Origin of the sequence: Streptomyces pseudovenezuelae, from assembly GCF_001513955.1 — a bacterium.
GTDB classification, from domain to species: Bacteria; Actinomycetota; Actinomycetes; order Streptomycetales; family Streptomycetaceae; genus Streptomyces; species Streptomyces pseudovenezuelae.
In genome coordinates this window covers 808,654-830,826 of record NZ_KQ948144.1, presented here as the reverse complement: position 1 = coordinate 830,826, position 22,173 = coordinate 808,654, and the positions used below count along the sequence as shown (strand labels likewise).

The window sequence follows — 22,173 nt, the reverse complement described above, 5'->3', positions numbered from 1 at the left end:
CGGCCCCCTCTCTTTGCGTCTAAGGCGTCTGCGTTCGAAATTTCAACAGACGATCGGCATGACGAACACAGGCTAGCGACATGCTCTTTCCTCGGGCAATGGGCAAGGGGTGCCCAGACCCACTCCGTGTGCGGCACGTCACACTGGGTCGCTCACGCCAACTCCCCCCGCAACCGCCGAGCCCGCAGCACCAGCTCCAGTTCGAAGCGGCGGTCCGGGTCGTCGATCTCGTCGCCCCACAGTTCGCGGATCTGGCGGAGGCGGTAGCGGACGGTCTGGGGGTGGACGCCGAGGCGGGCCGCGACCTCGGGGGCCCCGCCGCGGGTCTCCAGCCAGGCCAGGAGGGTCTCCGCGAGGCGGCGGCCGTGGGTGGGGCCGCAGTGGCGCAGGGGGGCGAGGCAGCGCAGGGCGAGGTCGTCGATCAGTTCCTCGGGCTGGAGCAGGACCAGGGCCTCGGTGTGTTCGGTGCAGTGCAGCACCTCCCCGGCGGGGAGCAGGTCGCGTTCCATGAGGCGTACGGCGGCCTCGGCCCAGCGGAGGGACTTGGCCGCGTCGGCGAGGGGGACCGGAGGGCCGATCGCGCCGGCCCAGCCGGTCAGGGCCCGGTGCAGGAGTTCGTGGCGGCCCGCCGCGTCCGGTTCGGGGACGACCATGCGGGGCTGTTCGTAGTCCATGTCGAGCAGGACTCCCTGGCCCACCGCCGGGGGCACCGCCTCGCGGGCCGGGCGGAGCAGGACGCCGACCGCCACCTTCTTCGGGAGGGGCCAGCCGATGCGGGCCGCGCGTTCCGTCAGCGCGTCCGCCGGATCGCCCCGGTGGCGTTCGGCCAGCAGTAACTCCATCAGGCGGCGCTGGAGGCGCAGCCGCTCACCGGCCTGGCGGGCCGCGGCCTCGGCGTATCCGCGGACCGACTGGTCGACCAGGCCGTCCAGGTACTCGTAGCCCGCGTCCACCAGCTCGTACATCGCGGGCGGCGGGATCTCGACGCGCTGGCCGATCTCGGCGAACCGGCGCCAGGCCAGGCGTACGCCCATGCGGTAGATCGCCTGGAGCGAGTCCAGGCTGCGGCCGTTGAGGCCCTCGCCGCGGCCGAACTCCTGGAAGACGCCCGGGGGTACCGTCGGGCGGCCCTCCGCCGTCTCCAGGTGCTGGACGAAGACCTCGATGGCACGGCGGATGCCGACCAGGGCCATCGGTTCACCGGAGTCGTCCAGGACGACCGGCAGATGGGGGTACTCGCGGCGGATCTCGCGCAGGATCTCCTCCGCGAGAGCCGGCGCCTCGGACATGGCGATGGCCGCGAAGCGGCGGACCTGGAGGCGGGGGACGTCATGCCAGGCCGAGCGGGCGTTCAGGGCTGCCGGTCGGGCGGACACGGGTCAACTCCCCTGGTCCGTCTGCTCGTAGGTGATCAGGGGTGTGTTGGGCTGCTCGGGTGTCGCCTCCAGCAGCGCGACGATGCCGAGCGCGGCACCGAGCGCGAGCAGGGCGGCGACCACGACGGTCAGTGCGGCGGCGAGCAGTCTGGACATCGCAGGGGCAGCCTCTCTTGAGCGGCTCGATCCGGCGTACGTCCCCACCCGGGACCCGGCCCGGTACCCACCCTGCCTGTCGACCCAGTGTCGACAGGACATTGACAATCCGTCAAGACATTGACACCCCGTGCCAAGACGCCTACGGTCTCCGGCCCATAGAGCGGCCCGAACTCCGTCAACAACTGCCCCAGGAGTGTCCGGATGCGCCGTACAGCCTCTCCAATCTCCCTGATTCTGCTGGGACTCGGCACGTTTTTGCTGGTACTGGCGCCGTTGCTCGCGTGGTACGTGGCCCCACGGGCGGCCGTGAATCCGATCAACATCGACCAGACCGCGGTCTACCGCGGGACGGGCAGCGTCTTCGACACCGAGGAGCTGGAGACGGTCCCCGGGCAGCGGATCACCGTCACCCAGCGGGTGCGCGGCGACGTCGAGGACAGTGAGCGCAGCGGCCGGGCGGCGGTGTGGGACGTGACCACCACCGTCGACACCGACAAGTCGCTGCCGGCCGCCGACCCGCACGACGCGCTGGAGTTCGTCCCGCACCGCTGGGTCATGGACCGCAGGACCACCAAGCCGGTGCACTGCTGCGGCGAGAAGCCGTACATCGAGGGCGAGGCCTATCTGAAGTTCCCCTTCGACGTGCAGCGACGCTCCTACCAGTGGTGGGACAACTCCCTTGGTTCGACGGTGACGTTGCGTTACCAGGGTACGAAGAAGGTTCAGGGGTACACGGGTTACCGGTTCACCGGCACGGTCGCCCCGGCGAAGGTCGGGACACGGCTCGTGCCGGGCACGATCGTGGACGAGCCCGGCCGGCCGCAGGTGCTGGCCGAGGAGTGGTACTCCAACCACGGCATCGAGCTGGTCGTCGACCAGCGCACCGGCCGGGTGGTCTACGCACAGGTGGGCCCGAAGCGCACCCTGCGGGCGCCGGGGGCGAAGAAGGACGCCGTCGTGCTGCTCGACAGCAGAAGGATCGCGTTCACCACCGCGACCCAGAAGGACGCGGTGCGGCTGGCGAAGCGGGACAGCGGCCAGTTGCGAGCGGTGGGCGAGACGCTGCCGATCGGGGCGGCTGTGGCTGGATTCGTGCTGGCTGCCGTGGGGGGCGTTTTGGTGGTACGGGGACGCAGGCGCCCCGAGTCCACCGATATGAGCGGTACGCCCCAGCCCGTCCTCACGATGTGACTGGACGTCAGCTCTAATAAGCCCGGAAATTGTCACGTACGTGAGTAGCCACGGCGTACGGGTGGGCGAAAACTGTGCCACCCCACCCGAGCACAGCCCGTCCACACCACCCGCCTGGGAAGCGCTCAGTCCCCCCACAACCAGCCCGAAAGACACCGCTGAGTTCCGCACCCTGAGACGAGTTGGAGCACCCATGCCCCAGCACGTGCCCCACCCGCTGCGCACGCCTCCCCAGGCGTCGCAGTGGCAACCCTCATCGCACGGCCCGCACCACTCTTCGGCGCTCCCCCCACCCCCGCGCCGAATCGTTTTTCTCGCCCATCGTGACCTCGACAATCCGGCCGCCGGCGGCTCCGAGCTCCTCGTCGACCGGCTCGCCGACGGACTGACCCGGCTCGGCCACCAGGTGACCCTGCTGTGCGGCGGCCCGGCCTCCTACCGGGACTACCGCGTCGTGTCGGCGGGCAGCGAGTTCGGCCACTACCTGCGTGCCCGTACGGCCTTCGCCCGCCAGGTCGGCGAGACCGACCTGCTGGTCGAGGTCTGCAACGGCATGCCGTACCTCGCGCCTCTGTGGCACCGGGGCCCCACCCTGTGCCTGGTCAACCATGTGCACACCGACCTGTGGAAGATGCGGTTCGGCGGCCCCCTGGCCCCGGCCGCCCGGATCGGCCGAAGACTCGAACACTGGGCGCTGGCCGGTGCGGCGGCCCGGCACCGGAGTCTGCTGGTCGCCGTGTCCCCGTCGACCGCCCACGCCCTGCGCGCGATCGGGGTCGAGCGGGACCGCATCCGGGTCGTGCACAACGGGGTCGAGGAACCGGAACCCCTGGTTCGCCGCTCGCCGGAACCCCTCTTCGTCGCCGTGGGCCGCCTGGTCGAGTACAAGCGGATCGATCTGCTGCTCAGACTCTGGGAGCGGGTGCGGCCGGTGACCGGTGGCCGGCTCGTGATCGTCGGGGACGGCCCCGAGCGCTCCCGACTGGAGCAACTCGCCGGTCCCGGCGTGGAGTTCACCGGCCATGTCTCCGAGGCCGAGAAGCACCGGCTGCTGTGCGAGGCATGGCTGCTGCTCCATCCCTCGGCCGTGGAGGGATGGGGTCTTGTGGTGACCGAGGCCGCGACCCGCAAGACGCCGACCATCGCCTTCGACGTACCCGGGCTGCGGGATTCCGTCGCGGACGGGGAGACGGGTGTCCTCGCGCGGGGCGAGTCCTCGTTCGCCGCCGCCTGGTGCACGCTCGCCCTGTCGGGACACCGCCGTGAGCTGATGGGCAAGGCGGCACAGGACCGGGCGGCCCGGTACCGCTGGCACCGGACGGTCAGACAGTTCCGGGCCGTGGCCGCCGAGGCGGTGAGGGGCTGGGGGCCGTGACGCGGCCCCGGGCGAAGGATCCCTCCCTTCGGCGTTCCCTCGCTCTCTTCCGGGCCTTCATGCGGGAGCAGGACGACCCCGAGTCCTGCTACGCGCTGCTCGCCCGCGACGCCGTCGACCAGGTCGAGGCCTACGACGGTCCGGTCGCCGGCCGTACGGTCGTTGACGTCGGCGGGGGCAGCGGGTACTTCACCGAGGAGTTCCGCAGACGCGGCGCCGACGCGTTCCTCTTCGAGCCCGATCCCACCGAACTGGGGGAGAAACCGCCCGACTCCACGGTGATCGCCGACGGCTACCTGCTCCCCCTGCGGGACGCCGCCGCCGACGTCACCTTCTCCTCCAACGTGCTGGAGCACGTGGCCGATCCGGAGATCTTCCTCAGCGAGCTCGTACGGGTCACCCGGCCCGGTGGGCTGATCTACGTCTCGTTCACCAACTGGCTGTCCCCGTGGGGCGGTCACGAGTGGGCGCCCTGGCACTACCTGGGTGCCGAGCGGGCCCGCGCCCGCTACCGGCGCCGTACCGGAAAGGCCGCCAAGCACACCCTCGGCGAGAACCTGTTCGCCGTGCACATCGGCCCGACCCTGCGGCAGGTGCGCGCCCGTGACGACGTCACGGTCGTCTCGGCGCGCTCCCGCTACTGGCCCTTCCTCGCGGAGACCGTCGTACGGGCTCCCGGCCTCCGCGAGATCGCCACCTGGAACCTCCTCCTCATCCTCCGGCGGTGTCCACCATGACGACGTCCACGGTCCAGGCCCCTCCTCCGGCAGCCGTGCCGAGCACCGCGATCATGTCGGGCCCCCCGGAGGGCCCGCGGTCACGGAGCTGGCTGCTGGGGTTCTGGGCCGTGGTCTTCGTGCTGTTCCTGGTGGTGCACCCGGGCCGGCAGACCTTCGACACCAAGCTGGGCGTCACCTCCGACCCCGGACGGTTCCTCGCCGACCTCGGGCAGCTGTGGCACGACCAGGGCTCCTTCGGCGGCATCCAAGACCAGTACGTCGGCTATCTGTGGCCCATGCTGCCGTTCTACTGGCTGGGCCACGCGCTCCAGTTGCCGGTGTGGCTGGTGGAGCGGCTGTGGCTGTCGCTGATCGTGTCGGTCGCCTTCTGGGGCGCGCTGCGGCTGGCGGAGCGGCTGCGCGTGGGCAACGGGGCGTCGCGGCTGCTCGCCGCCGTCGCGTACGCGCTGTGGCCGACCTTCACCATCGTGATCGGCTCGACCTCCGCCGCCGCGCTGCCCGGCGCCTTCCTGCCCTGGGTGCTGCTGCCGCTGACGAACGAGCGCCACAGCGCCCGGATCGCCGCCCTGCGCTCGGCGCTGGTCATCCCGTTCATGGGCGGGGTGAACGCGGCCTCCACCCTGGCCTGTCTGCTCCCCGTCGGGCTGTATCTGCTGTCCCGCCCGCCCGGACCACGGCAGCGCAGACTGATCGCCTGGTGGGTGCCCGGGGTGATCCTGGCGACGGCCTGGTGGGTGATCCCGCTGCTGCTGCTCGGCCTCTACGGCGAGAACTTCCTGCCGTACGTCGAGAGCGCCCACACCACGACCGAGACGATGTCGGCGACGGAGGCCCTGCGCGGGGCCGGGAACTGGGTCGCCTATCTGCACCTGGGGGAGGCGTGGCTGCCGGCCGGCTGGACCGTGGCCTCCTCGGTGATCGTGATCCTCTGCTCGGCGCTCGCGGCCGGGCTCGGTCTCGCGGGCCTCGCGCGGCGGGACATGCCGGAGCGGCGGTGGCTGGTGCTGACCGTGCTGACCGCCGTGCTGGTACTGCTCGCGGGGTACGGCGGCGCGTTCGGCGCCCCCTTCCACGGGCTGGTGCAGGACTGGCTGAACGGCGGTCTCGCCCCCTTCCGCAACATCTACAAGTTCCAGCCGGGCCTCGCGCTCGCCCTGGTCCTGGGCCTGGCCCACCTGGTGGGCGTGGCCTCCGAACCGCGCGGGGCGAGGGAGATCAGGGGCCGCCGGTACGCCCCGCTGGTCGCGGCCGTCCTGGTCCTGCCCGGACTGATGTGGCCGTACCTCAACGGCTCGATCCTGAACCCCGGTTCCTTCCAGGAGCTCCCCAGGTACTGGCACGCCACGGCCGACTGGCTGGAGAAGTACTCCCCCGACTCGCGCGCCCTGGTCGTCCCCGCGACCGCGCACGGCATCTACACCTGGGGTTCCCCCATCGACCAGCCCCTCGACGTCCTCGCCGAGTCCCGCTGGGCGCAGCGCGACTACGTCCCCTTCGGCACCCCCGGCAACCGGCGCGCGACCGACGCGGTCGAGCAGGCGCTGATGACCGGCGGGGAGATCCCGGGGCTGGCGGACTACCTGAGCCGGGCCGGGGTCTACTACGTCGTCGTCCGCAACGACCTGGACCCCGACCAGATCGGTGCCGTGTCGTCCTCGGTCGTCAAGCGGGCCCTCGAACAGTCCGGCTACGAGCGGGTCACGGGCCTCGGGCCGCTCATGACGGGCGGGACGATCGCGCACGACACCCCGCTCCAGGTCGAGGGGCTGTACCCGAGGCAGAAGGCGGTGGAGATCTACCGTCCGTCGAGCGAGGACGTGCCCCGGCCCGGACAGGCCGGCCTGCTGCCGGTCGCCGACACCGCCCAGGTGTCCGGCGGTCCCGAGTCGCTGCTGCCGCTCGCGAGCGAACTGCGGGGCAGAGCAACGGTGCTGACCGGGGACAACCACCCCGGGCTGGGCACCCCGCCGCTCCAGATCGTGGGCGACGGACTGCGGCGCGCGGACACCCGCTTCGGGCTCGTCAACGCCAACACCTCGTACACGTACACCGAGGACGAGCGCAACGCCTCCGGGGCCGCCCAGGACGCCGGGGAGAAACCGCACCAGATCCTGCCGACTAAGGGCCTCGACCACCAGACGGTCGCCGAACTGCGCGGCGCCCGCTCGGTGACGGCGTCCTCCTACGGCAACTGGCTGTTCCATCTCCCGCAGTTCGACCCGGTGGGTGCCTTCGACGGCAACCCGGACACCGCGTGGGCGGAGGGCGTGGCGGGCTCCCCCGACGGGCAGTGGCTGCGCATCGGCCTCTCCGATCCCGCGTACGACATGCCCTCGTCGTTCAAGGTCACGCCGTTGCCGCAGGAGAGCGTGCGCTCGGCGCCGACCAAGGTGCGGGTGGAGACGGAGCGGGGGTCGCGGACCAGCTTCCTGCGGGCCGACGGCTCGACCCAGAGCGTCAAGGCGCCGCCCGGGGCGACGGGTTGGATGAAGCTCACCATCGTCGACTCGGTCGCGCGGCGCACCGGTCTCGCCGGGGCCGGATTCTCCGAGATCGCCCTGCCGCACGTGCAGGTGACCCGACTGCTGCGGGTGCCGACCGACGCCGACGCCACGGACTCGGCGGCCGAGGTGATCTCCCTGCACCGGGTCCCCGACCCGGCCGGGATCTCCCCGACCGGCACCGAGGCCGGCCTGCACCGCCGCTTCACCACGGAGGCCGCGGGAACGTACTCGGTGAAGGCGAGCGCGGTGCCGGTGACCGGGGAGGAACTCGACAGGCTGCTGTACGAGGTCGCCCCCGACCAGCGCAACCGCATCACGGCGACCGCCGACTCCACGGCCGGCCTCGGCACGGGCCTGTCCGCCCGCAACCTCACCGACGGCGACCTCACGACGGCCTGGATCGCGGGCGACCGCCCCACGATCCACCTGAGCTGGAGCGGCAAGCAGCCCGTCTCGGAGCTGGTGCTGGCACCCGCGGGCGGCCTCTCCACCCGTCCCACCGAGGTGGACATCACCTCGCCCGACGGAGCGACGGTCGCCGGCGTCGACGAGAACGGCGCCGTGCGCTTCCCCGCGATCACCACCGACCGCCTCGACATCACGATCACCAAGACGGCCCCGCTGGTCCTGCACAACCCGGTCGCCGACGAGGACCTCCAGCTCCCGGTGGGCCTCACCGAGGCCTACCTCCCGGCCCTCGACCAGTACCGGACCCCGCAGCCGAAGGCCACCCGGACGTTCTCCCTGCCGTGCGGCAAGGGCCCGGTGCTGGCGATCGACGGAAAGCTGTACCGGACGGGCGTCTCGGGCCTGATCCGCGATCTGACCGACCGGCGGGAGCTGAAGGTGACGCTCTGTCAGTCGAACCGCTCCGAAGCAGAGGTGTCCCTGCCGTCCGGCGAGCACGTCGTCGAGGGCGGGGACGCCGGGCCGCTCGCCCTGACCGACCTCACCCTGACCCGCGGCACGGTCGCCGAACCGACCTCCCTCACCAGGGAGTTGCGGATACGGGACTGGCTCGGCGACAAGCGCGAGGTGACCGTCGGATCGGGTGCCGCCTCGTACCTCACCACGTACGAGAACTACAACGACGGCTGGAGGGCCACGCTGAACGGCAAGTCGCTCTCCCCGCTGCGGCTCGACGGCTGGCAGCAGGGCTGGCGCGTCCCCGCGGGGGCCGGCGGCACGGTGAAGCTGTCGTACCAGCCCGCGACGACGTACGACGGCGCGCTGATCGGCAGCGGGGTCGCGCTGGCGGCACTGGTGGGCCTGGTGCTGTGGCGCAGGCGCTCCCCGAACCCCGATGAACCGCAGCCGGTGCCTCCGGCGCCGGGCGTGTGGCTCGGGGTGGTGGCGCTCACGCTGGTGGGTGTGGTGATCGCCGGATGGTTCGCCCTGCTGGTCCCGGCGCTGGCGCTGCTGGCGTCCCGACGGCACGGTCTGCTGGTGCCGATCGCCTTCGTGGCCCTGGCGGGGGCGGGCATCGCCGCGGCGGTGGGGGCGGGTGAACCGGTGGGCGCCTCGCACGGGGCCTTCGGCCACGTGGCCCAACTCCTGGCGCTGATCGGCTTGTTCGCCGCGCTGGTGAGCGTGCGTGAGTCCGAGCCCGAGGTGAGCAAGGGGAGGACGGAACCGGAATGACCCCATCGACGCGCATCCCGTTCCCGGTGGTCGACGAGGTCTCCCGCCACTGCCTCCAGGAGGAGGAACCGGAGACGGTCCACATCGAGGTCCACCTGCCGGGGCGGCTGGACCGGGCCCGGCTCCGGAAGGCGTTCCTGGAGGCCCTGCACCGGCACCCGCGGATCCTGATGCGGGAGGCCCCGGGAGGCTGGCACCGCCGCCGCTACGAGTGGGAACTGACGGCGGAACCGGATGTGGAGGTGGTGGGCTTTCCGGCGCCGGGGAGGAACGCGCTGCGGGACGCGAGGACAAGGGCCCTGGTCGAGGCACCCCCGCTCTCATTGTCGCCACCGATCCGACTGGAGGTGGTCGAGGGCGCGGGGCCAGCAGAGGGCAGCGAGGCTACAGACATGGTCGGCGCACACCCACCTGCCTGGGGGCGCGGGGAACTGCGCGACCAGCCCCCACCGGCCCGCACCCAGAACACAACCGTCCTCTTCCTCACCATCAACCACACAGCCCTGGACGGCCCCGCCTGCCTCCGCATCCTGGCCACAGCCGCGGAAATCTACGGCGGCAAGGACAACTCCCCCACCGCACCTCCCACCCGCGCACCGGACCCCCCACAGACCCCTGAGACACCCTCCAACTGGACCCGCCCGGCCCGCGTAGCGCAAGGCACACCCGAGAACACCCCCGGCAACGGCCTCCTCGTCACCGAACTCCCCCTCCCCCACCGCCCCAAGGGCTCCCCCTACACCGTCAACGACCAGCTCATGGCCGCCACCGCCCTGACGATCGCCCACTGGAACCGGGAACACGGACAGACCCCCCGCCCCCTGCGCATCACCATGCCCGTGGACGACCGCCCCAGGGACGCGACCATGCCCATAGGCAACGGCACCCGACTGGTCGAAGTCCCCTTCTCACCCGAGGAGTTGCCGCACGACCCGACCGACATGCCCGAGTTCCTGCGCCGCACCGCGCAGCGGACCCGTGCGCTGAAATCCCTCCCTCGACCCCAACTCGGCCACGGCGCAAGCCTCCTCACGGCACCGGTGACCCCGGTCGCCTGGCGCGCCGCCCTCACCCGCGGCCTGCGCAGAGCGGCGGCCCCCTGGACCTCCACCACCCTCCTCAGCAACATCGGCCGCGTCCCGTACCCGCTGGACTTCGGCGAGGAGGCCGGCCGCGCGCACGCCGTGTGGTTCTCGGCGCCCGCGAGGATGCCCCGCGGTCTCACCGTCACGACCGCCTCGACCGCGGGCCGCCTGCACCTGGCCCTGCGTTGGTCGCGGTCCCTGCTCGGGCACGGCGACGGCGCCCATCTGCGGGACCTGTTCGAGCACTACCTGCACACCACGGAGGTGGCCCCGTGAACACCACCGCGCCCCCTCGCCGCGGCGGCCTCAGGGACTTCTACGAGGACCCGGCCGTCCCGGTGGCCTCCGGCACGCCCCGCTCCCTGCGCCAGGCCCGCATGCTGGCCGCGGCCCTCGGCGCGGCCGGAACGGTCCCGCGTACCGTCCTGGACATCGGCTGCGGCGACGGCACCGCGGCCGCCACCGCCGCCCCGCTCCTCACCGGTCACCGCGTCGTCGGCGTCGACTGGTCCCAGGACGCCCTCCAGCGCGCCCGCTCCCGGCTGCCGTACGCCGTACGCGGCGAACTGAGCGGCGAGGGGCTGCCGTTCAAGGACGCCTCCGTCGACGCCGTGCTGTTCAGCGAGGTCGTCGAGCATCTCGTCGACCCCGACGCCGCCCTGGACGAGATCCGGCGCATCCTGCGGCCGGGTGGCCATCTCATGCTGTCCACACCGAACCTGGCCGCCTGGTACAACCGCGGACTGCTGCTGGCCGGCGTCCAGCCGGTGTTCTCGGAGGTGAGCCTGCGGGCGATCCACGGACGGCCGGGGCGGGAGGTCGTGGGTCATCTGCGGCTGTACACGGCCCGCGCGCTGCGGGAGTTCGTCGCGGCGGCCGGCTTCGAGGTCGTACGGCTCGCGGGGGCGCCCTTCCACGGTGTGCCGCGTCCGCTGCGCGCCCTGGACCGGCTGGCGTGTGCCAGGCCCTCGCTCGCGTCCATCCTGCTGCTGCACGCGCGCAAGACCTAGGGGGTGACCATGTGGTGGGGAGTGGCGGCGGCCCTGTTGGCGAACACCCTGTACAGCGTCGGATTCGTCCTGGAGAAGCGGGCGCTGACCGCCCTGCCGGAGGTGTCGATCCGGCAACCGGCGCGGCTGCTCAAGCTGGTGCTCAGAAGTCCGCTGTGGATCGGCGGCTCGCTCTCGCTGGCGGCCGGGTTCGCGGCGCAGCTCGCGGTCTACCGGACGCTGCCGATCGCGGCCGCGCAGGGCATCTTCGTCTCCGGTCTGGTGCTGCTGGTGCTGCTGTCGGCGCGGCTGCTGGGCGAAGAGACGACCGGGCGGGAGCGGTACGCGCTGGGTGCCATCCTCGCCGCGCTCCTCATGGTCGTGCTGTCCCTGAAGGAGGGCTCGGACCGGGTCAGCCGGGACGCCCCGTACCAGCTGATCCTGCTGGTGTGCGTGCCCTCGCTGGCGGCGGGCGTGTGGCTGTACGCGTCCGCCGAGCGGCGCACCAGACACCGGCACCGCATGCCGACGACCGGCGTCGAGTACGGCGTGGCGGTGGGTCTGCTGTACGGGGTCAGCTCGCTCGCGATCAAGGGAGTGTCGAGCTGTCTGACGTCAAGTGGGCTCGGTGGCGCGGTGGTTGAGCTCTTGCGCTCCCCGTATCCGTATCTCCTGTTGTTCACCGGAGCGTTCGGCCTGGTGATGTCGCAGGCGGCACTGCAACGCTGCCGGGCCTCGCTGATCGTGCCGGTGTGCACCACGGTGACCTGCCTGTACACCGCGGTGCTCGGCACGCTCTCGTTCGGTGAGTCGCTGCCCCACGACCCGCTGCGCCTCGCGCTGCGCCTCGCGGGCACCGTGCTGGCCGTCGCCGTGCTGCTCAGCATGCCCAAGCACGATCCGGCGCCCCAACCCCCCATCGGTGCCAAGGAGTTGACGCCCCCATGAACCCCGACGACCCGCTGCTGCAGATCCTGGCCTGCCCGCTCGACAAGGGCCCGCTGCACCTCGTACCGCCGGACGAGGCCCTCTACAACCCCCGGCTGCACCGCCGTTACCCGATCGTCGACGGCATCCCGCAGCTGCTGCCGTCCTCCGGCGAGCAAGTGACCGACGACCAGCACGAGGACCTGCTGCGCCGCTGTACCGGGGGTTCCCCCCAGACCCCCGGGATGACCCCATGACCGGACCGGCGCGCACCTGGGCGGCGCGGGTGGCCCCCCATCTGCCCACCCGCCTCGTCGCGGCGGCCGCCCGGGCCGTGTACCCGCGCTTCGAACCGGAGCTGGCACGGCTGGCCGAGCTGTGCCCGGCGGACTGCCGCACGGCCGTGGACGTGGGCGGCTGGTACGGGCCGTGGACACGCCGGCTGGCCGGCCGCGCCCGGCAGGTGGTGACCGTCGAGCCGGTCCCCCACCTGGCCCGGCTGCTGACCTCGGCGGCCCCCGCGAACGTCCGGGTCGTCCAGGCCGCCGCCGCGGACCACCCGGGCACCGCCCGGCTGTGGCTGCCGCCCGGCGACGAGGGCGACCGCGGGGTGTCCTCCCTGGTCCGGCGCGACATCCACGGCCGCGCGCTGGACGTCCGCTGCGTCACACTGGACGAACTGGGCCTGAAGGACGTCGGGTTCATCAAGATCGACGTGGACGGGAGCGAGCTCGCGGTGCTGCGCGGGGCGACGGGAATCCTCGCGCGCGACCGGCCCGCCCTCTTCGTCGAACTGGAGTCCCGGATCCAGCCGATCGCCCCGGTGGTGACCTATCTCTCCCTCCTCGGCTACGACGGCTGGGTGCTGCCCCGCGCCACCTGGGTCCCGTTGTCCGGCTTCCCCCTGGAGGCCCACCAGGAGACGGCCTCGTACGTCGTCAGCCAGGGTCTGCTCCGCCGGGTCCTGCCCTTCCTGCGCCGTCCGCGGTACATCAACTCGGTGCTCTTCCTCCCCGACGGCCGCCGCCCCGGTGTCGCCCGTGCGGAGCCGGAGGGCGCGTCGGTGTCGAGGGGAAGAGCGCGCGGAGGCCCGAAGGGGTGAGCACGGTCTTCCCCTCGACACCGACTGAGGCGCCCGGAGGCGGAGCACCATGGAAAGCGACGGTGGGGGACGATGGGGACCATGCCCTCCGGAAAGCCCCCGGCTAGCCCCTTCACCGTCCACGACTTCCAGCTGGTCCTGCTGCGCCGCATGGCCGACCACAACCCCGACCTGGTGGAGGGCGCCCGACACACCCTGGGCGCCTCGATCGCGGACATGCGCGAGGCCAACAAACGCTGGCAGGCGATGGTCCGCTCCCCGCGGGCCCGCGCCGCCGCGTCCCGGTACCGCTCGGTCCTCGGCGCCCCCGGGACCGTGCTGACCCGCACGGTGGGCGACCTGGAGTGCGAGGCCTGGCTCTGGCCCGTCCCGCTCTGGCCCGACCTGCGCTTCGAGGTCCTCCTGGCCCCGACCGGCGCGGTCTGGAACGAGTGGCTGATCCGCGCCCCGGGCGCCAGTGGCCCCGGCCTGCGCACCCTCGCCGACCTCACCCCCTGGTCCTGCACGGTCGACGAGGCGGCCCGGGCCTTCCCCCCGGCCCGCCCCCTGGAGGGCACCGCCCCGACCCGCTGGGGCCTGGCCCTCACGGCCCCGGACGAGGCGGGCGTACGACGGGAGGTGGTGGCCGAGTTCACCTGGGGGCTGCTGCAGAGACTGACCGTGCGCTGACGACCCGGCGCCGCGTCGCGGACCACGGCTCTGACGGCCCCGCTCTGGACACCGTCGGACAGCTCAGGCCGCCCCCGCCCAGGTAAAGCGGTTGCCGCGGTTGCGTCCGCCGTGGTTAGCCTGCCGGTCGAGCCGTATGGGAAAGGAACCCGCCGTGCCCCGAATCGCCCTCGTCACCTACGACCCCCGGCCCGAGCCCAGCAAGGACGCCGACCTGCCCGTGCTGGCGGCGGCGCTGCGGGAGGCCGGGGCCGACGCGCAGACGGTGTTCTGGGACGACGGGGACGTCGACTGGGCCGGGTACGACCTGGTCCTCATCCGGTCCACCTGGGACTACAGCTGGCGGGCGGCCGAGTTCGTGGCCTGGGCGGAGCGGTGCGCCAAGGTGACGCGGCTGGCCAATCCGGCGGAGGTCGTGCGCTGGAACACCGACAAGCGCTACCTCGGGGAACTCGCGGAGGCGGGCGTCCCGGTGGTGCCGACCCGCTATCTCGCGCCCGGCGACCCGGCCGACCTGCCCGACGACCAGGAGTACGTCGTCAAACCCACGTCCGGGGCGGGCGCGCGCTACGCGGCGCGGTACACGCCGGGGCAGCACGAGAGCGCGGTACGGCAGCTGGAGCGCATGCACGCGGAGGGGCTGACCGCGATGGTGCAGCCGTACATGCGGGGCATCGACGCGGCCGGCGAGCGGGCGCTGCAGTTCTTCGGGGGCCGGCTGCTGCACGCCAGCCGCAAGCGGGCCGTCCTCGCTCCCGGTACGGCCTTCGACGCGGCGAAGGTCGCCCACCCCGGCCTGGAGCCCTGGACGCCGACCGAGGCCGAACACGCCGTCGCCGAGCGCGCCCTGGCCGCCGTACCGGACGCGCCGGAGCTGCTGTACGCGCGCGTGGACCTCGTCGACGGGGAGGACGGGCAGCCGCGGGTCATGGAACTGGAGCTGGTCGAGCCGAACCTCTTCCTGTTCCTGCACCCGGGCTCGCTGCGGCCGGTGGTGGAGGCGGTGCTGGCGGCCGCCGGGCGGTAGGTCGCCGGCTTCGGGGCCCGCGCGGGCCCGCTACACGTCGTCCTCCGGATCCCAGTCCAGCAGCCGCACCTTCGCCACGGTACGGACATGGCGGCGCATCGCCGTGGCCGCCTGGCCCGGGCGCTGGAGGGCGATCGCGTCGAGGATCGCCCGGTGCTGGGCGAGGGAGCGCTCGGGGCGGTGCGGCTGGCGCAGGGACTCGGTGCGGCTCTCGGCGATCTGGTCGGCGATGGAGCGCATGAACTCCGCGAGCAGGCCGCTGTGCGCGGCCGCGGTGACCGCCGCGTGGAACAGGCGGTCGCCCTCGACGCCATGGCCGCCGTCCTCGATCTCGCCGGCCATCCTGGCGAGGGCCGTGCGCATCGCGACCAGGTCCTCGTCGGTGCGGCGCTCGGCGGCCAGTTCGGCGAGCTTGGTCTCCAGGGCCTCGCGGGCGTCGAGGACGTCGGGCAGGCGCCGGCGCCGCTCGACCATCTTCTCGACGGGCTCGACGTCGAGGCTGTCGCGCACGAGATACGTCCCGCCGCCGTGCCGTGCCTCGACCAGGCCCTGGACCTCCAGCACGACGATGGCCTGCTTCACGGAGGCCCGGCTGACGCCGAGGCGGGTGGCCAGGTCACGTTCGGGCGGGATCCGGTCGCCGGCCCGGAGCCCGGCCTCGGCGACGTACTGGCGCAGCCGGTCCAGCACCTGCTCGTAGAGGCGTGGCTTGGTCATGGGGCGCAGGGCGTCGGTCACGGGTCCCCCTCTCGTTCGTCGGGAGAGTAACACCCCCATAGGCGGTCAATTGGCAAAGTGGCTGAGCCAATTCTGCGCGCACTCTTGACGTTCCGCACGCCCAGCACCACGCTAACCAGCCATCCCCCCCATTGGCTGAGTGGCTGAGCCAATCAGCCAGTAAGCCACTCATCCACCCAACCGCTCCGGGGCCCAACGACGGGAGCCCGTATGTCCCCCGAACTCATCTCGATCCTCGTCCTGGTCGTGGTGTTCGTCATCGCCACCACCCGTTCCGTCAACATGGGCGCCCTCGCCTTCGCCGCCGCCTTCGCTGTGGGCGAGCTGGTCGCCGACCTCGACGCGGACGGCATCTTCGCCGGCTTCCCCGGCGACCTGTTCGTCGTCCTGGTCGGCGTGACGTACCTGTTCGCCATCGCGCGGGCCAACGGCACCACGGACTGGCTGGTCCACGCGTCCATCCGGCTCGTGCGCGGCCGGGTGGCGCTGATCCCGTGGGTGATGTTCGCGCTCACCGGCGCGCTGACGGCGATCGGCGCGGTCAGCCCGGCCGCGGTCGCGATCGTCGCGCCGATCGCGCTGAGCTTCGCGGCGCGGTACGGGATCAGCCCGTTGCTGATGGGCGCGATGGTGGTGCACGGCGCCCAGGGCGGCGGCTTCTCGCCGATCAGCATCTACGGCACGATCGTCAACGGCATCGTCGAGCGCGAACACCTGCCGGGCAACGCCGTGTTCCTCTTCCTGGCCTCGCTCATCGTCAACCTCGTCATCGCGGGCGTGATGTTCGTGCTGTTCGGCGGGCTGAAGCTGTGGGCGCAGGGGGCGGTGCCGTTGGACGAGGCGCATGGCGCCACCGGCACCCCGGACCGGCATGACGCACCGGCCGACGGCACCGGCACCGGCACCGGCACGGCTCCCTCCTCCGGCACCGCCCGCTCCGGCACCGCGGTGGCCGCCCGTCCCGAGACCCCCGACACCACCCGCCTCACCCCCGCCCGGGTCGCGACGCTCACCGCCCTGGTCGCCCTGGTCGTCGCCGTCCTCGTCTTCGACCTCGACGCCGGGCTCACCTCGATCACCCTCGCGGTGATCCTGAGCGCCGCCTGGCCGCAGGACAGCCGAACGGCGGTCGGGCAGATCGCCTGGACCACGGTGCTGCTGATCTGCGGTGTCCTCACCTACGTCGGCGTGCTGGACCAGATGGGCACCATCAAGTGGGCCGGTGAGGGCGTCGGCGGCATCGGTGTCCCGCTGCTGGCCGCCGTACTGCTGTGCTATATCGGCGCGATCGTCTCCGCGTTCGCCTCCTCCGTGGGGATCATGGGCGCGCTGATCCCGCTCGCCGTGCCGTTCCTCGCGCAGGGCGAGATCGGCGCGGTCGGGATGGTGGCGGCGCTGGCGGTGTCGGCGACGGTGGTGGACGTGAGTCCGTTCTCCACGAACGGGGCGCTGGTGCTGGCCGCGGCGCCGGACGTGGACCGCGAGCGTTTCTTCCGGCAGTTGATGATCTACGGGGGCATCGTGGTCGCGGTGGTGCCCGCGGTGGTGTGGCTGGTGATGGTCGTGCCGGGGTTCGGGTAGGACCGACAGGCGACAACAGATTAGGAGTGGTGAAGCGTGACCTCTCTCTTCCCGGCCCTCAGGGGCGCCACGGCGGACCGTCCCGCCCTGCGGTTCGGTGACCGCTCACTCACCTACGCGCAACTCGCCGCCGCGACCGGCGCCCTGGCGGCCCGTCTCGCACGGTACGACCGCGTGGCCGTGTGGGCGACGCCGGAACTGGAGACCGCGGTGGCCGTGGTGGCGGCCCTGGAGGCCGGTGTCGCCGCGGTGCCGCTCAACCCGAAGTCCGGCGAGAAGGAGCTCGGGCACATCCTGCAGGACAGCGCGCCGGGCCTGCTGCTCACCGCGCCCGGTACCGAACTCCCCTCCGCGGTAGCCGCTTTGGAGCGTATCGACATCGACATCGATGTGCAGGGCACCGGCGGCCCCTCCCCTGCGAGCCCGGCGCGGGACGGCGACCCCGCTCTGGTCGTCTACACCTCCGGCACGACGGGCCCCCCGAAGGGCGCGGTGATCCCCCGCCGGGCGGTCGCCACCACCCTGGACGCCCTCGCGGACGCCTGGCAGTGGACGTCGGAGGACGTCCTCGTGCACGGCCTGCCCCTCTTCCATGTGCACGGCCTGGTGCTGGGCATCCTCGGCCCGCTCCGCCGTGGCGGCTCGGTCCGTCACCTGGGCCGTTTCAGCACGGACGGTGTGGCCCGGGAGCTGAACGACGGCGCGACCATGCTCTTCGGCGTCCCCACGATGTACCACCGCATCGCCGAAACCCTGTCCGGAGAACCGGAGTTGGTGAAGTCCCTGGCCGGGGCCCGGCTCCTCGTCTCCGGTTCGGCGGCACTGCCCGTGCACGACCACGAGCGCATCGCGGCCGCGACCGGCCGGCGGGTGGTGGAGCGCTACGGCATGACGGAGACCCTCATGAACACCAGTGTGCGCGCGGACGGCGAGCCGCGCGCCGGGACCGTGGGCGTACCGCTGCCGGGCGTGGAGCTGCGGCTGGTGGAGGAGGACGGGTCGCCGATCACGTCGTACGACGGCGAGACGGTGGGCGAGATCCAGGTGCGCGGCCCGAACCTGTTCACCGAGTACCTCAACCGGCCGGACGCGACGGCGGCCGCGTTCACGGCGGACGGCTGGTTCCGTACCGGGGACATGGCGGTGCGGGACGGGGACGGGTACGTCCGGATCGTCGGCCGGAAGGCGACCGACCTGATCAAGAGCGGCGGTTACAAGATCGGGGCTGGCGAGATCGAGAACGCGCTGCTGGAGCACCCGGGGGTGCGGGAGGCGGCGGTGACCGGGGAGCCGGACCCGGACCTGGGCGAGCGGATCGTGGCGTGGGTCGTCCCGGCGGACCCCCAGTCGCCCCCGTCGCTGGAGGATCTGGCGGACCACGTGGCGCGCCGCCTGGCCCCGCACAAGCGCCCCAGGGTCGTCCACCACCTCGCCGCCCTCCCCCGCAACGACATGGGGAAGATCATGAAGCGGGCACTGCATGACTGAGCGCCAATCCGCACGCGAGATGGTCGCGCTGCTCGCCGACGACTTCCGCGAAATCCCGTACCCCGAACGGCAGTCGAAGCCGGACGGACCGCTCGCCTGGCAGGGTTACGACGCCTCGTGCGCCCGCGCCGCCGAGCGCACCGGCGAGCGGGAGTCGGTCGTCTGCGGCACCGCGCGGGTCGAGGGCACCCGGGCCGTCCTGATCGCCTTCGAGTTCGGCTTTCTCGGCGGCTCGCTGGGCGAACGCACCGGGGACCGTCTGGAGGCGGCGTACACGTATGCCCGCGAACACCGGCTGCCGGTCGTCCCGTTGGTGGCCACCGGGGGCAGCCGTATGCAGGAGGGCATGCTCGCCCTGACCCAACTGCAGCGTGTGGCGCGTCAGTCGGCGCTCACCAGGGCGGCGGGCCTGCCCCAGATCGCCGTGCTGCGCGATCCCACCACGGGCGGCGGCTGGGCCACCCTGGGCGCGGGCGCCGACGTGGTCCTCGCCCTCGCGGGCGCCCAGGTCGGCTTCGCGGGCTCCCGGGTGCGGCCCGCGGACGCGGACCCGGCGGCCTACACGGCCGAGGCGCAGGTGGCGGCGGGTGCGGCGGACGCGGTCGTACGGCCGCGGGAGCTGCGGGAGACGCTGGGGAGGTGGCTGCGGTTGCTGGCGAGGCCGTCGGGCGGGTCCGGCGACCTGCCCACGGACGGCCGTACCCCCGACGCGGCGCCCGCCCCCGTCCCGGCCCCGCTCGGCGCGACCGACCTGCCCGCCACCGGGTGGGACGCGGTCCGCCGCGCCCGTTCGCCCGAGCGGCCGCGCGCACGGGCCTACCTGGACGCCTACTTCACCCACCGCGCGGCCGTCTCCGGCGACCGCTGCGGAGGCACCGACCCGGGCATGCTGTGCGGCTTCGGCGAGCACGGGGGCCGTACCGTCGCGTACGCCGCCCAGACCGGCACGGCGACCCGCCCCGCCGGCTATCGCACCGCCACCCGGCTGATCCGTCTCGCGGACCGCCTCGGCATCCCGGTGCTCACGCTGGTGGACACCCCGGGCGCGGCCAATGACGCGGAGGCCGAGCGCCAGGGCGTGGGCGCGGCGATCGCCGACCTGTTCACCGCGGTCGCCTCCGCGCGCACCCCGATCACCTCCCTCCTCATCGGCGAGGGCGGCTCCGGCGGGGCGTTGGCCCTGGCGGCGCCCGGGCGCACGTACGCCACACCGGACAGCTACTTCTCCGTGATCGCGCCGGAACTGGCGGCGGCGATCCTGAAGCGGGCGCCGCGGGAGGTCGAGCCGACGGCGGACCAGCTGCGGATCCGGCCGCAGGACCTGGTGGAGCTCGGGGTGATCACGCCCACCGGGGAATCGGGGTGATCACGCCTCCCGGGGAAGGGGACCGCCCACGGGACCCCCTGACCCTGACTCACCCGACCTTACGGGGAGCTTATTTAGGGCATAAGCCACAAAACCCCCATTCAGCGGCACCCCGCCCGGCCCCCTAAGAAAGGCGCGCCCTCCCCCACCCCCGCACGATGCCACTAAGCCCGCCACCCGGCGCGGCCCACGGTCTGTGCTCTCGGGAGGACCTCCATGACCGCCAGTCTGGAGCAGCTGCGCCGCTGCCACTTCGCCGTCGACCTGGGCGCGGCGAGGACGCGGGTGTACGTGAAGGGGGCCGGGCTCGTCGTCGACCAGCCGTCGGCCGCCGCCGTGAACACCCGTACCGGCGCGCTGATCGCGGTCGGCGAGTTCGCCGAGAAGATGACGGGGCGCACCCCCGACTACATCCGTGTCGTGCGGCCCGTCTCCGGCGGCACCGTCGTCGACATCGAGATGGCCCAGCGCATGCTGCGCCATCTGCTCGGCGACAAGATCCGTCGCAACCTGCGCCGCAAGCCCCGGCTGCGGGCCGCCGCCTGCACTCCGCACGACGCCGACCCACTGGCCCAGCGCGCGGCGATCGAGACCCTCGTGGGACTCGGGGCGCGGCGCGTGGAGCTCGTGGACACCCTCATCGCGGCCGCCGTCGGCTGCGGACTGCCCGTCGAGCGCGCCGAGGCCACCATGATCATGGTGTGCGGGGCCGCCGCCACCCAGGTCGCCGTGCTCTCCCTCGGGTCGATCGTGACCGCCGAGCGCATCCCGGTCGGCGGCGAGGCCGTCGATCACGCGATCGTCCAGCACCTGCGTCACGAGCACGAGCTGATGCTGCCCAGTCAGTCCGTACGGCCGCTCCAGCTCGCCCTCTCCGGCAACGGCCTCACCTCGCAGGGTCCCGCCTCCACCGAGATCCACGGACGGGACGTCGCCACCGGACTGGCCCGTTCCGTGCAGGTCGACACCGCCGCCGTACGGGACGCGATCGAGACCCCGCTGACCGCCGTGCTCGACGGCATCGGCCGGGTGCTGCGCAACTGCCCGCCCGACCTCGTGGCCGACCTCGCCGACCGCGGGATCATGATGGTCGGCGGTTCCGCGCTGCTCCCCGGGCTCGACCAGATGCTGCGGCACGCCACCGGGATGCCGGTGCACATCGCGGAACGGCCCGACGTCTGCGCCGTACAGGGACTGGGGTACATGCTGGAGGGCCGGATCGAGCCGCTGTCCCTGGACCCGCTGGCCACCTGAGGGGCGCCCCCGGGGCCCGCTCAGACCATCTCGGGCACCCGGGCCGTGCCCTCGGGGTGGAAGCGTTCCAGCCGGCGCGGCGGCACGATGCTCGGCAGCAGCATCTCCCACATGAGGGTGGTCTCCTCGGTCAGATCGGCCCGCCCGCTGAGGACCTGGGAGCTGAGCTGCAGTCCGGTCCAGGAGCCGACGACCAGCCGGGCCACCCGTTTGGGGTCAAGGTCCGCCTTGACGTCCCCGCGCCGCTGGGCCTGGACGAGGCACTCCCGGAAGAGCTCGATCCACCGGGTGTACGGCTCACTGACGATGCCCGACTTGGAGCTCTGGTCGATGACCAGGCGGATGCCGGCCCGCACCCGGACGTCCGCCACCAGCCGCCGGGCCATCGAGTGCACGATGTCGATGACGGTCTGCACCCCGGGTCTGCCCGTCTCCGTGACCGACTCCAGGGCGGAGAACTGCTCGTCGACGAGGGCCTGGGCGAGCTCCTCCTTCGAGCCGAAGTGGAAGTACAGCGCGCCCTTGGTCACCCCGGCCTCCTTGACGATGTCCCCGAGCGACGTCCCGTGGTAGCCCTCGGCGTCGAAGACGCGGGCCGCCCCGTCGAGGATGGCCGACCGGGTGACCTCCGCGTGTTCCTGCTGGACCATGCGACCCACCCCTGCCTGTGTCACGACGAGCTGTGTGGATCAGTGTGCCTTCCCGATCCACAAAGAAACCTACCGACTGGCACTTTCCCGACGGGCCGGGCAAACTCCGCGGCCATCGGGGTGAGTTCAGATGGCGGACAGGATCCGGGTGGGGGTCGTGGGCGCGCATGCCGAGCGGGGATGGGGTCGCAACATCCATCTCCCGGCACCGCGGGCGCTAAACGACTTTCAGGTCACGGCGGTCACCGGCACGACCTCCGCGTCGGCGCGGGCGGCGGCCGCGGCGTGGGGCGCGCAGAAGTCGTACACCG

General features: G+C 72.7%; 19 protein-coding genes. 15 read left to right on the top strand and 4 right to left on the bottom strand.

Annotated features, from left to right (window positions below):
* Positions 1-152 precede the first annotated feature (152 nt).
* Entirely contained in the window at positions 153-1,376 is a 1,224-nt protein-coding gene (locus AQI94_RS03545; protein WP_031044678.1) for a PucR family transcriptional regulator, read from the bottom strand.
* Positions 1,377-1,379: 3 nt separating this feature from the next.
* Entirely contained in the window at positions 1,380-1,532 is a 153-nt protein-coding gene (locus AQI94_RS44965; protein WP_020116177.1) for a hypothetical protein, read from the bottom strand.
* 204 nt (positions 1,533-1,736) lie between these two features.
* Here AQI94_RS44965 and AQI94_RS03540 point away from each other — a divergent pair, with 204 nt between their 5' ends.
* From AQI94_RS03540 to AQI94_RS03490, 11 genes are all read left to right on the top strand, one after another.
* On the top strand, positions 1,737-2,726 hold the full coding sequence (locus AQI94_RS03540) for a DUF3068 domain-containing protein (protein ID WP_031044681.1): 990 nt from the start codon (positions 1,737-1,739) through the stop codon (positions 2,724-2,726).
* A 193-nt stretch (positions 2,727-2,919) separates the two neighbouring features.
* Complete coding sequence (locus AQI94_RS03535) at positions 2,920-4,101, top strand: glycosyltransferase family 4 protein (protein ID WP_031044684.1); 1,182 nt, start codon at positions 2,920-2,922, stop codon at positions 4,099-4,101.
* On the top strand, positions 4,098-4,838 hold the full coding sequence (locus tag AQI94_RS03530) for a class I SAM-dependent methyltransferase (RefSeq protein ID WP_031044689.1): 741 nt from the start codon (positions 4,098-4,100) through the stop codon (positions 4,836-4,838). Before AQI94_RS03535 ends, AQI94_RS03530 begins: the two co-directional genes overlap by 4 nt.
* Entirely contained in the window at positions 4,835-8,986 is a 4,152-nt protein-coding gene (locus AQI94_RS03525) for a DUF3367 domain-containing protein (protein WP_062229577.1), read from the top strand. Before AQI94_RS03530 ends, AQI94_RS03525 begins: the two co-directional genes overlap by 4 nt.
* Entirely contained in the window at positions 8,983-10,347 is a 1,365-nt protein-coding gene (locus AQI94_RS03520) for a condensation protein (RefSeq protein WP_031053086.1), read from the top strand. Before AQI94_RS03525 ends, AQI94_RS03520 begins: the two co-directional genes overlap by 4 nt.
* Complete coding sequence (locus tag AQI94_RS03515) at positions 10,344-11,081, top strand: class I SAM-dependent methyltransferase (protein WP_031053089.1); 738 nt, start codon at positions 10,344-10,346, stop codon at positions 11,079-11,081. Before AQI94_RS03520 ends, AQI94_RS03515 begins: the two co-directional genes overlap by 4 nt.
* A 21-nt stretch (positions 11,082-11,102) precedes the next feature.
* Positions 11,103-12,008, top strand: coding sequence for a hypothetical protein (locus AQI94_RS03510; protein ID WP_031053092.1), 906 nt, complete (start codon positions 11,103-11,105; stop codon positions 12,006-12,008).
* Positions 12,005-12,244: a Trm112 family protein gene (locus tag AQI94_RS03505; RefSeq protein WP_031053096.1), complete on the top strand. Its 240-nt coding sequence runs from the start codon at positions 12,005-12,007 to the stop codon at positions 12,242-12,244. The genes AQI94_RS03510 and AQI94_RS03505 overlap by 4 nt, the downstream gene beginning before the upstream one ends.
* Positions 12,241-13,089, top strand: a complete 849-nt coding sequence (locus tag AQI94_RS03500) for an FkbM family methyltransferase (RefSeq protein WP_062229576.1) — start codon at positions 12,241-12,243, stop codon at positions 13,087-13,089. Before AQI94_RS03505 ends, AQI94_RS03500 begins: the two co-directional genes overlap by 4 nt.
* 72 nt (positions 13,090-13,161) lie before the next feature.
* Positions 13,162-13,758 (top strand): hypothetical protein, encoded by a 597-nt coding sequence (locus tag AQI94_RS03495; RefSeq protein WP_031051413.1) that lies wholly within the window; start codon positions 13,162-13,164, stop codon positions 13,756-13,758.
* A 154-nt stretch (positions 13,759-13,912) separates the two neighbouring features.
* Positions 13,913-14,785, top strand: coding sequence for an ATP-grasp domain-containing protein (locus tag AQI94_RS03490; RefSeq protein ID WP_031051416.1), 873 nt, complete (start codon positions 13,913-13,915; stop codon positions 14,783-14,785).
* A 30-nt stretch (positions 14,786-14,815) separates the two neighbouring features.
* Here the strand turns inward: AQI94_RS03490 and AQI94_RS03485 are convergent, their stop codons facing one another.
* Positions 14,816-15,523 (bottom strand): FadR/GntR family transcriptional regulator, encoded by a 708-nt coding sequence (locus AQI94_RS03485; RefSeq protein WP_031051418.1) that lies wholly within the window; start codon positions 15,521-15,523, stop codon positions 14,816-14,818.
* Between the two features lie 210 nt (positions 15,524-15,733).
* Here AQI94_RS03485 and AQI94_RS03480 point away from each other — a divergent pair, with 210 nt between their 5' ends.
* The 4 genes from AQI94_RS03480 to AQI94_RS03465 all read left to right on the top strand — a co-directional run bounded on the left by AQI94_RS03480 (position 15,734) and on the right by AQI94_RS03465 (position 21,212).
* Positions 15,734-17,104 (top strand): SLC13 family permease, encoded by a 1,371-nt coding sequence (locus AQI94_RS03480; protein ID WP_031051420.1) that lies wholly within the window; start codon positions 15,734-15,736, stop codon positions 17,102-17,104.
* 36 nt (positions 17,105-17,140) lie between these two features.
* Positions 17,141-18,592, top strand: coding sequence for an acyl-CoA synthetase (locus AQI94_RS03475; RefSeq protein ID WP_031051422.1), 1,452 nt, complete (start codon positions 17,141-17,143; stop codon positions 18,590-18,592).
* Positions 18,585-19,958, top strand: a complete 1,374-nt coding sequence (locus AQI94_RS03470; RefSeq protein WP_062229575.1) for a carboxyl transferase domain-containing protein — start codon at positions 18,585-18,587, stop codon at positions 19,956-19,958. The genes AQI94_RS03475 and AQI94_RS03470 overlap by 8 nt, the downstream gene beginning before the upstream one ends.
* A gap of 216 nt (positions 19,959-20,174) precedes the next feature.
* Complete coding sequence (locus AQI94_RS03465) at positions 20,175-21,212, top strand: rod shape-determining protein (RefSeq protein WP_031045692.1); 1,038 nt, start codon at positions 20,175-20,177, stop codon at positions 21,210-21,212.
* A 20-nt stretch (positions 21,213-21,232) separates the two neighbouring features.
* Here AQI94_RS03465 and AQI94_RS03460 read toward each other — a convergent pair whose 3' ends face one another.
* Positions 21,233-21,862: a ScbR family autoregulator-binding transcription factor gene (locus tag AQI94_RS03460; protein ID WP_031045689.1), complete on the bottom strand. Its 630-nt coding sequence runs from the start codon at positions 21,860-21,862 to the stop codon at positions 21,233-21,235.
* Between the last annotated feature and the right edge of the window lie 311 nt (positions 21,863-22,173).

Excerpts from the sequence above, each read along its gene's own strand:
- AQI94_RS44965 (WP_020116177.1), bottom strand. The coding sequence starts at position 1,532 with ATGTCCAGACTGCTCGCCGCCGCACTGACCGTCGTGGTCGCCGCCCTG.
- AQI94_RS03540 (WP_031044681.1), top strand. The coding sequence starts at position 1,737 with ATGCGCCGTACAGCCTCTCCAATCTCCCTGATTCTGCTGGGACTCGGC.
- AQI94_RS03535 (WP_031044684.1), top strand. The coding sequence starts at position 2,920 with ATGCCCCAGCACGTGCCCCACCCGCTGCGCACGCCTCCCCAGGCGTCG.
- AQI94_RS03525 (WP_062229577.1), top strand. The coding sequence starts at position 4,835 with ATGACGACGTCCACGGTCCAGGCCCCTCCTCCGGCAGCCGTGCCGAGC.
- AQI94_RS03520 (WP_031053086.1), top strand. The coding sequence starts at position 8,983 with ATGACCCCATCGACGCGCATCCCGTTCCCGGTGGTCGACGAGGTCTCC.
- AQI94_RS03505 (WP_031053096.1), top strand. The coding sequence starts at position 12,005 with ATGAACCCCGACGACCCGCTGCTGCAGATCCTGGCCTGCCCGCTCGAC.
- AQI94_RS03500 (WP_062229576.1), top strand. The coding sequence starts at position 12,241 with ATGACCGGACCGGCGCGCACCTGGGCGGCGCGGGTGGCCCCCCATCTG.
- AQI94_RS03495 (WP_031051413.1), top strand. The coding sequence starts at position 13,162 with ATGGGGACCATGCCCTCCGGAAAGCCCCCGGCTAGCCCCTTCACCGTC.
- AQI94_RS03480 (WP_031051420.1), top strand. The coding sequence starts at position 15,734 with ATGTCCCCCGAACTCATCTCGATCCTCGTCCTGGTCGTGGTGTTCGTC.
- AQI94_RS03470 (WP_062229575.1), top strand. The coding sequence starts at position 18,585 with ATGACTGAGCGCCAATCCGCACGCGAGATGGTCGCGCTGCTCGCCGAC.
- AQI94_RS03465 (WP_031045692.1), top strand. The coding sequence starts at position 20,175 with ATGACCGCCAGTCTGGAGCAGCTGCGCCGCTGCCACTTCGCCGTCGAC.
- AQI94_RS03460 (WP_031045689.1), bottom strand. The coding sequence starts at position 21,862 with ATGGTCCAGCAGGAACACGCGGAGGTCACCCGGTCGGCCATCCTCGAC.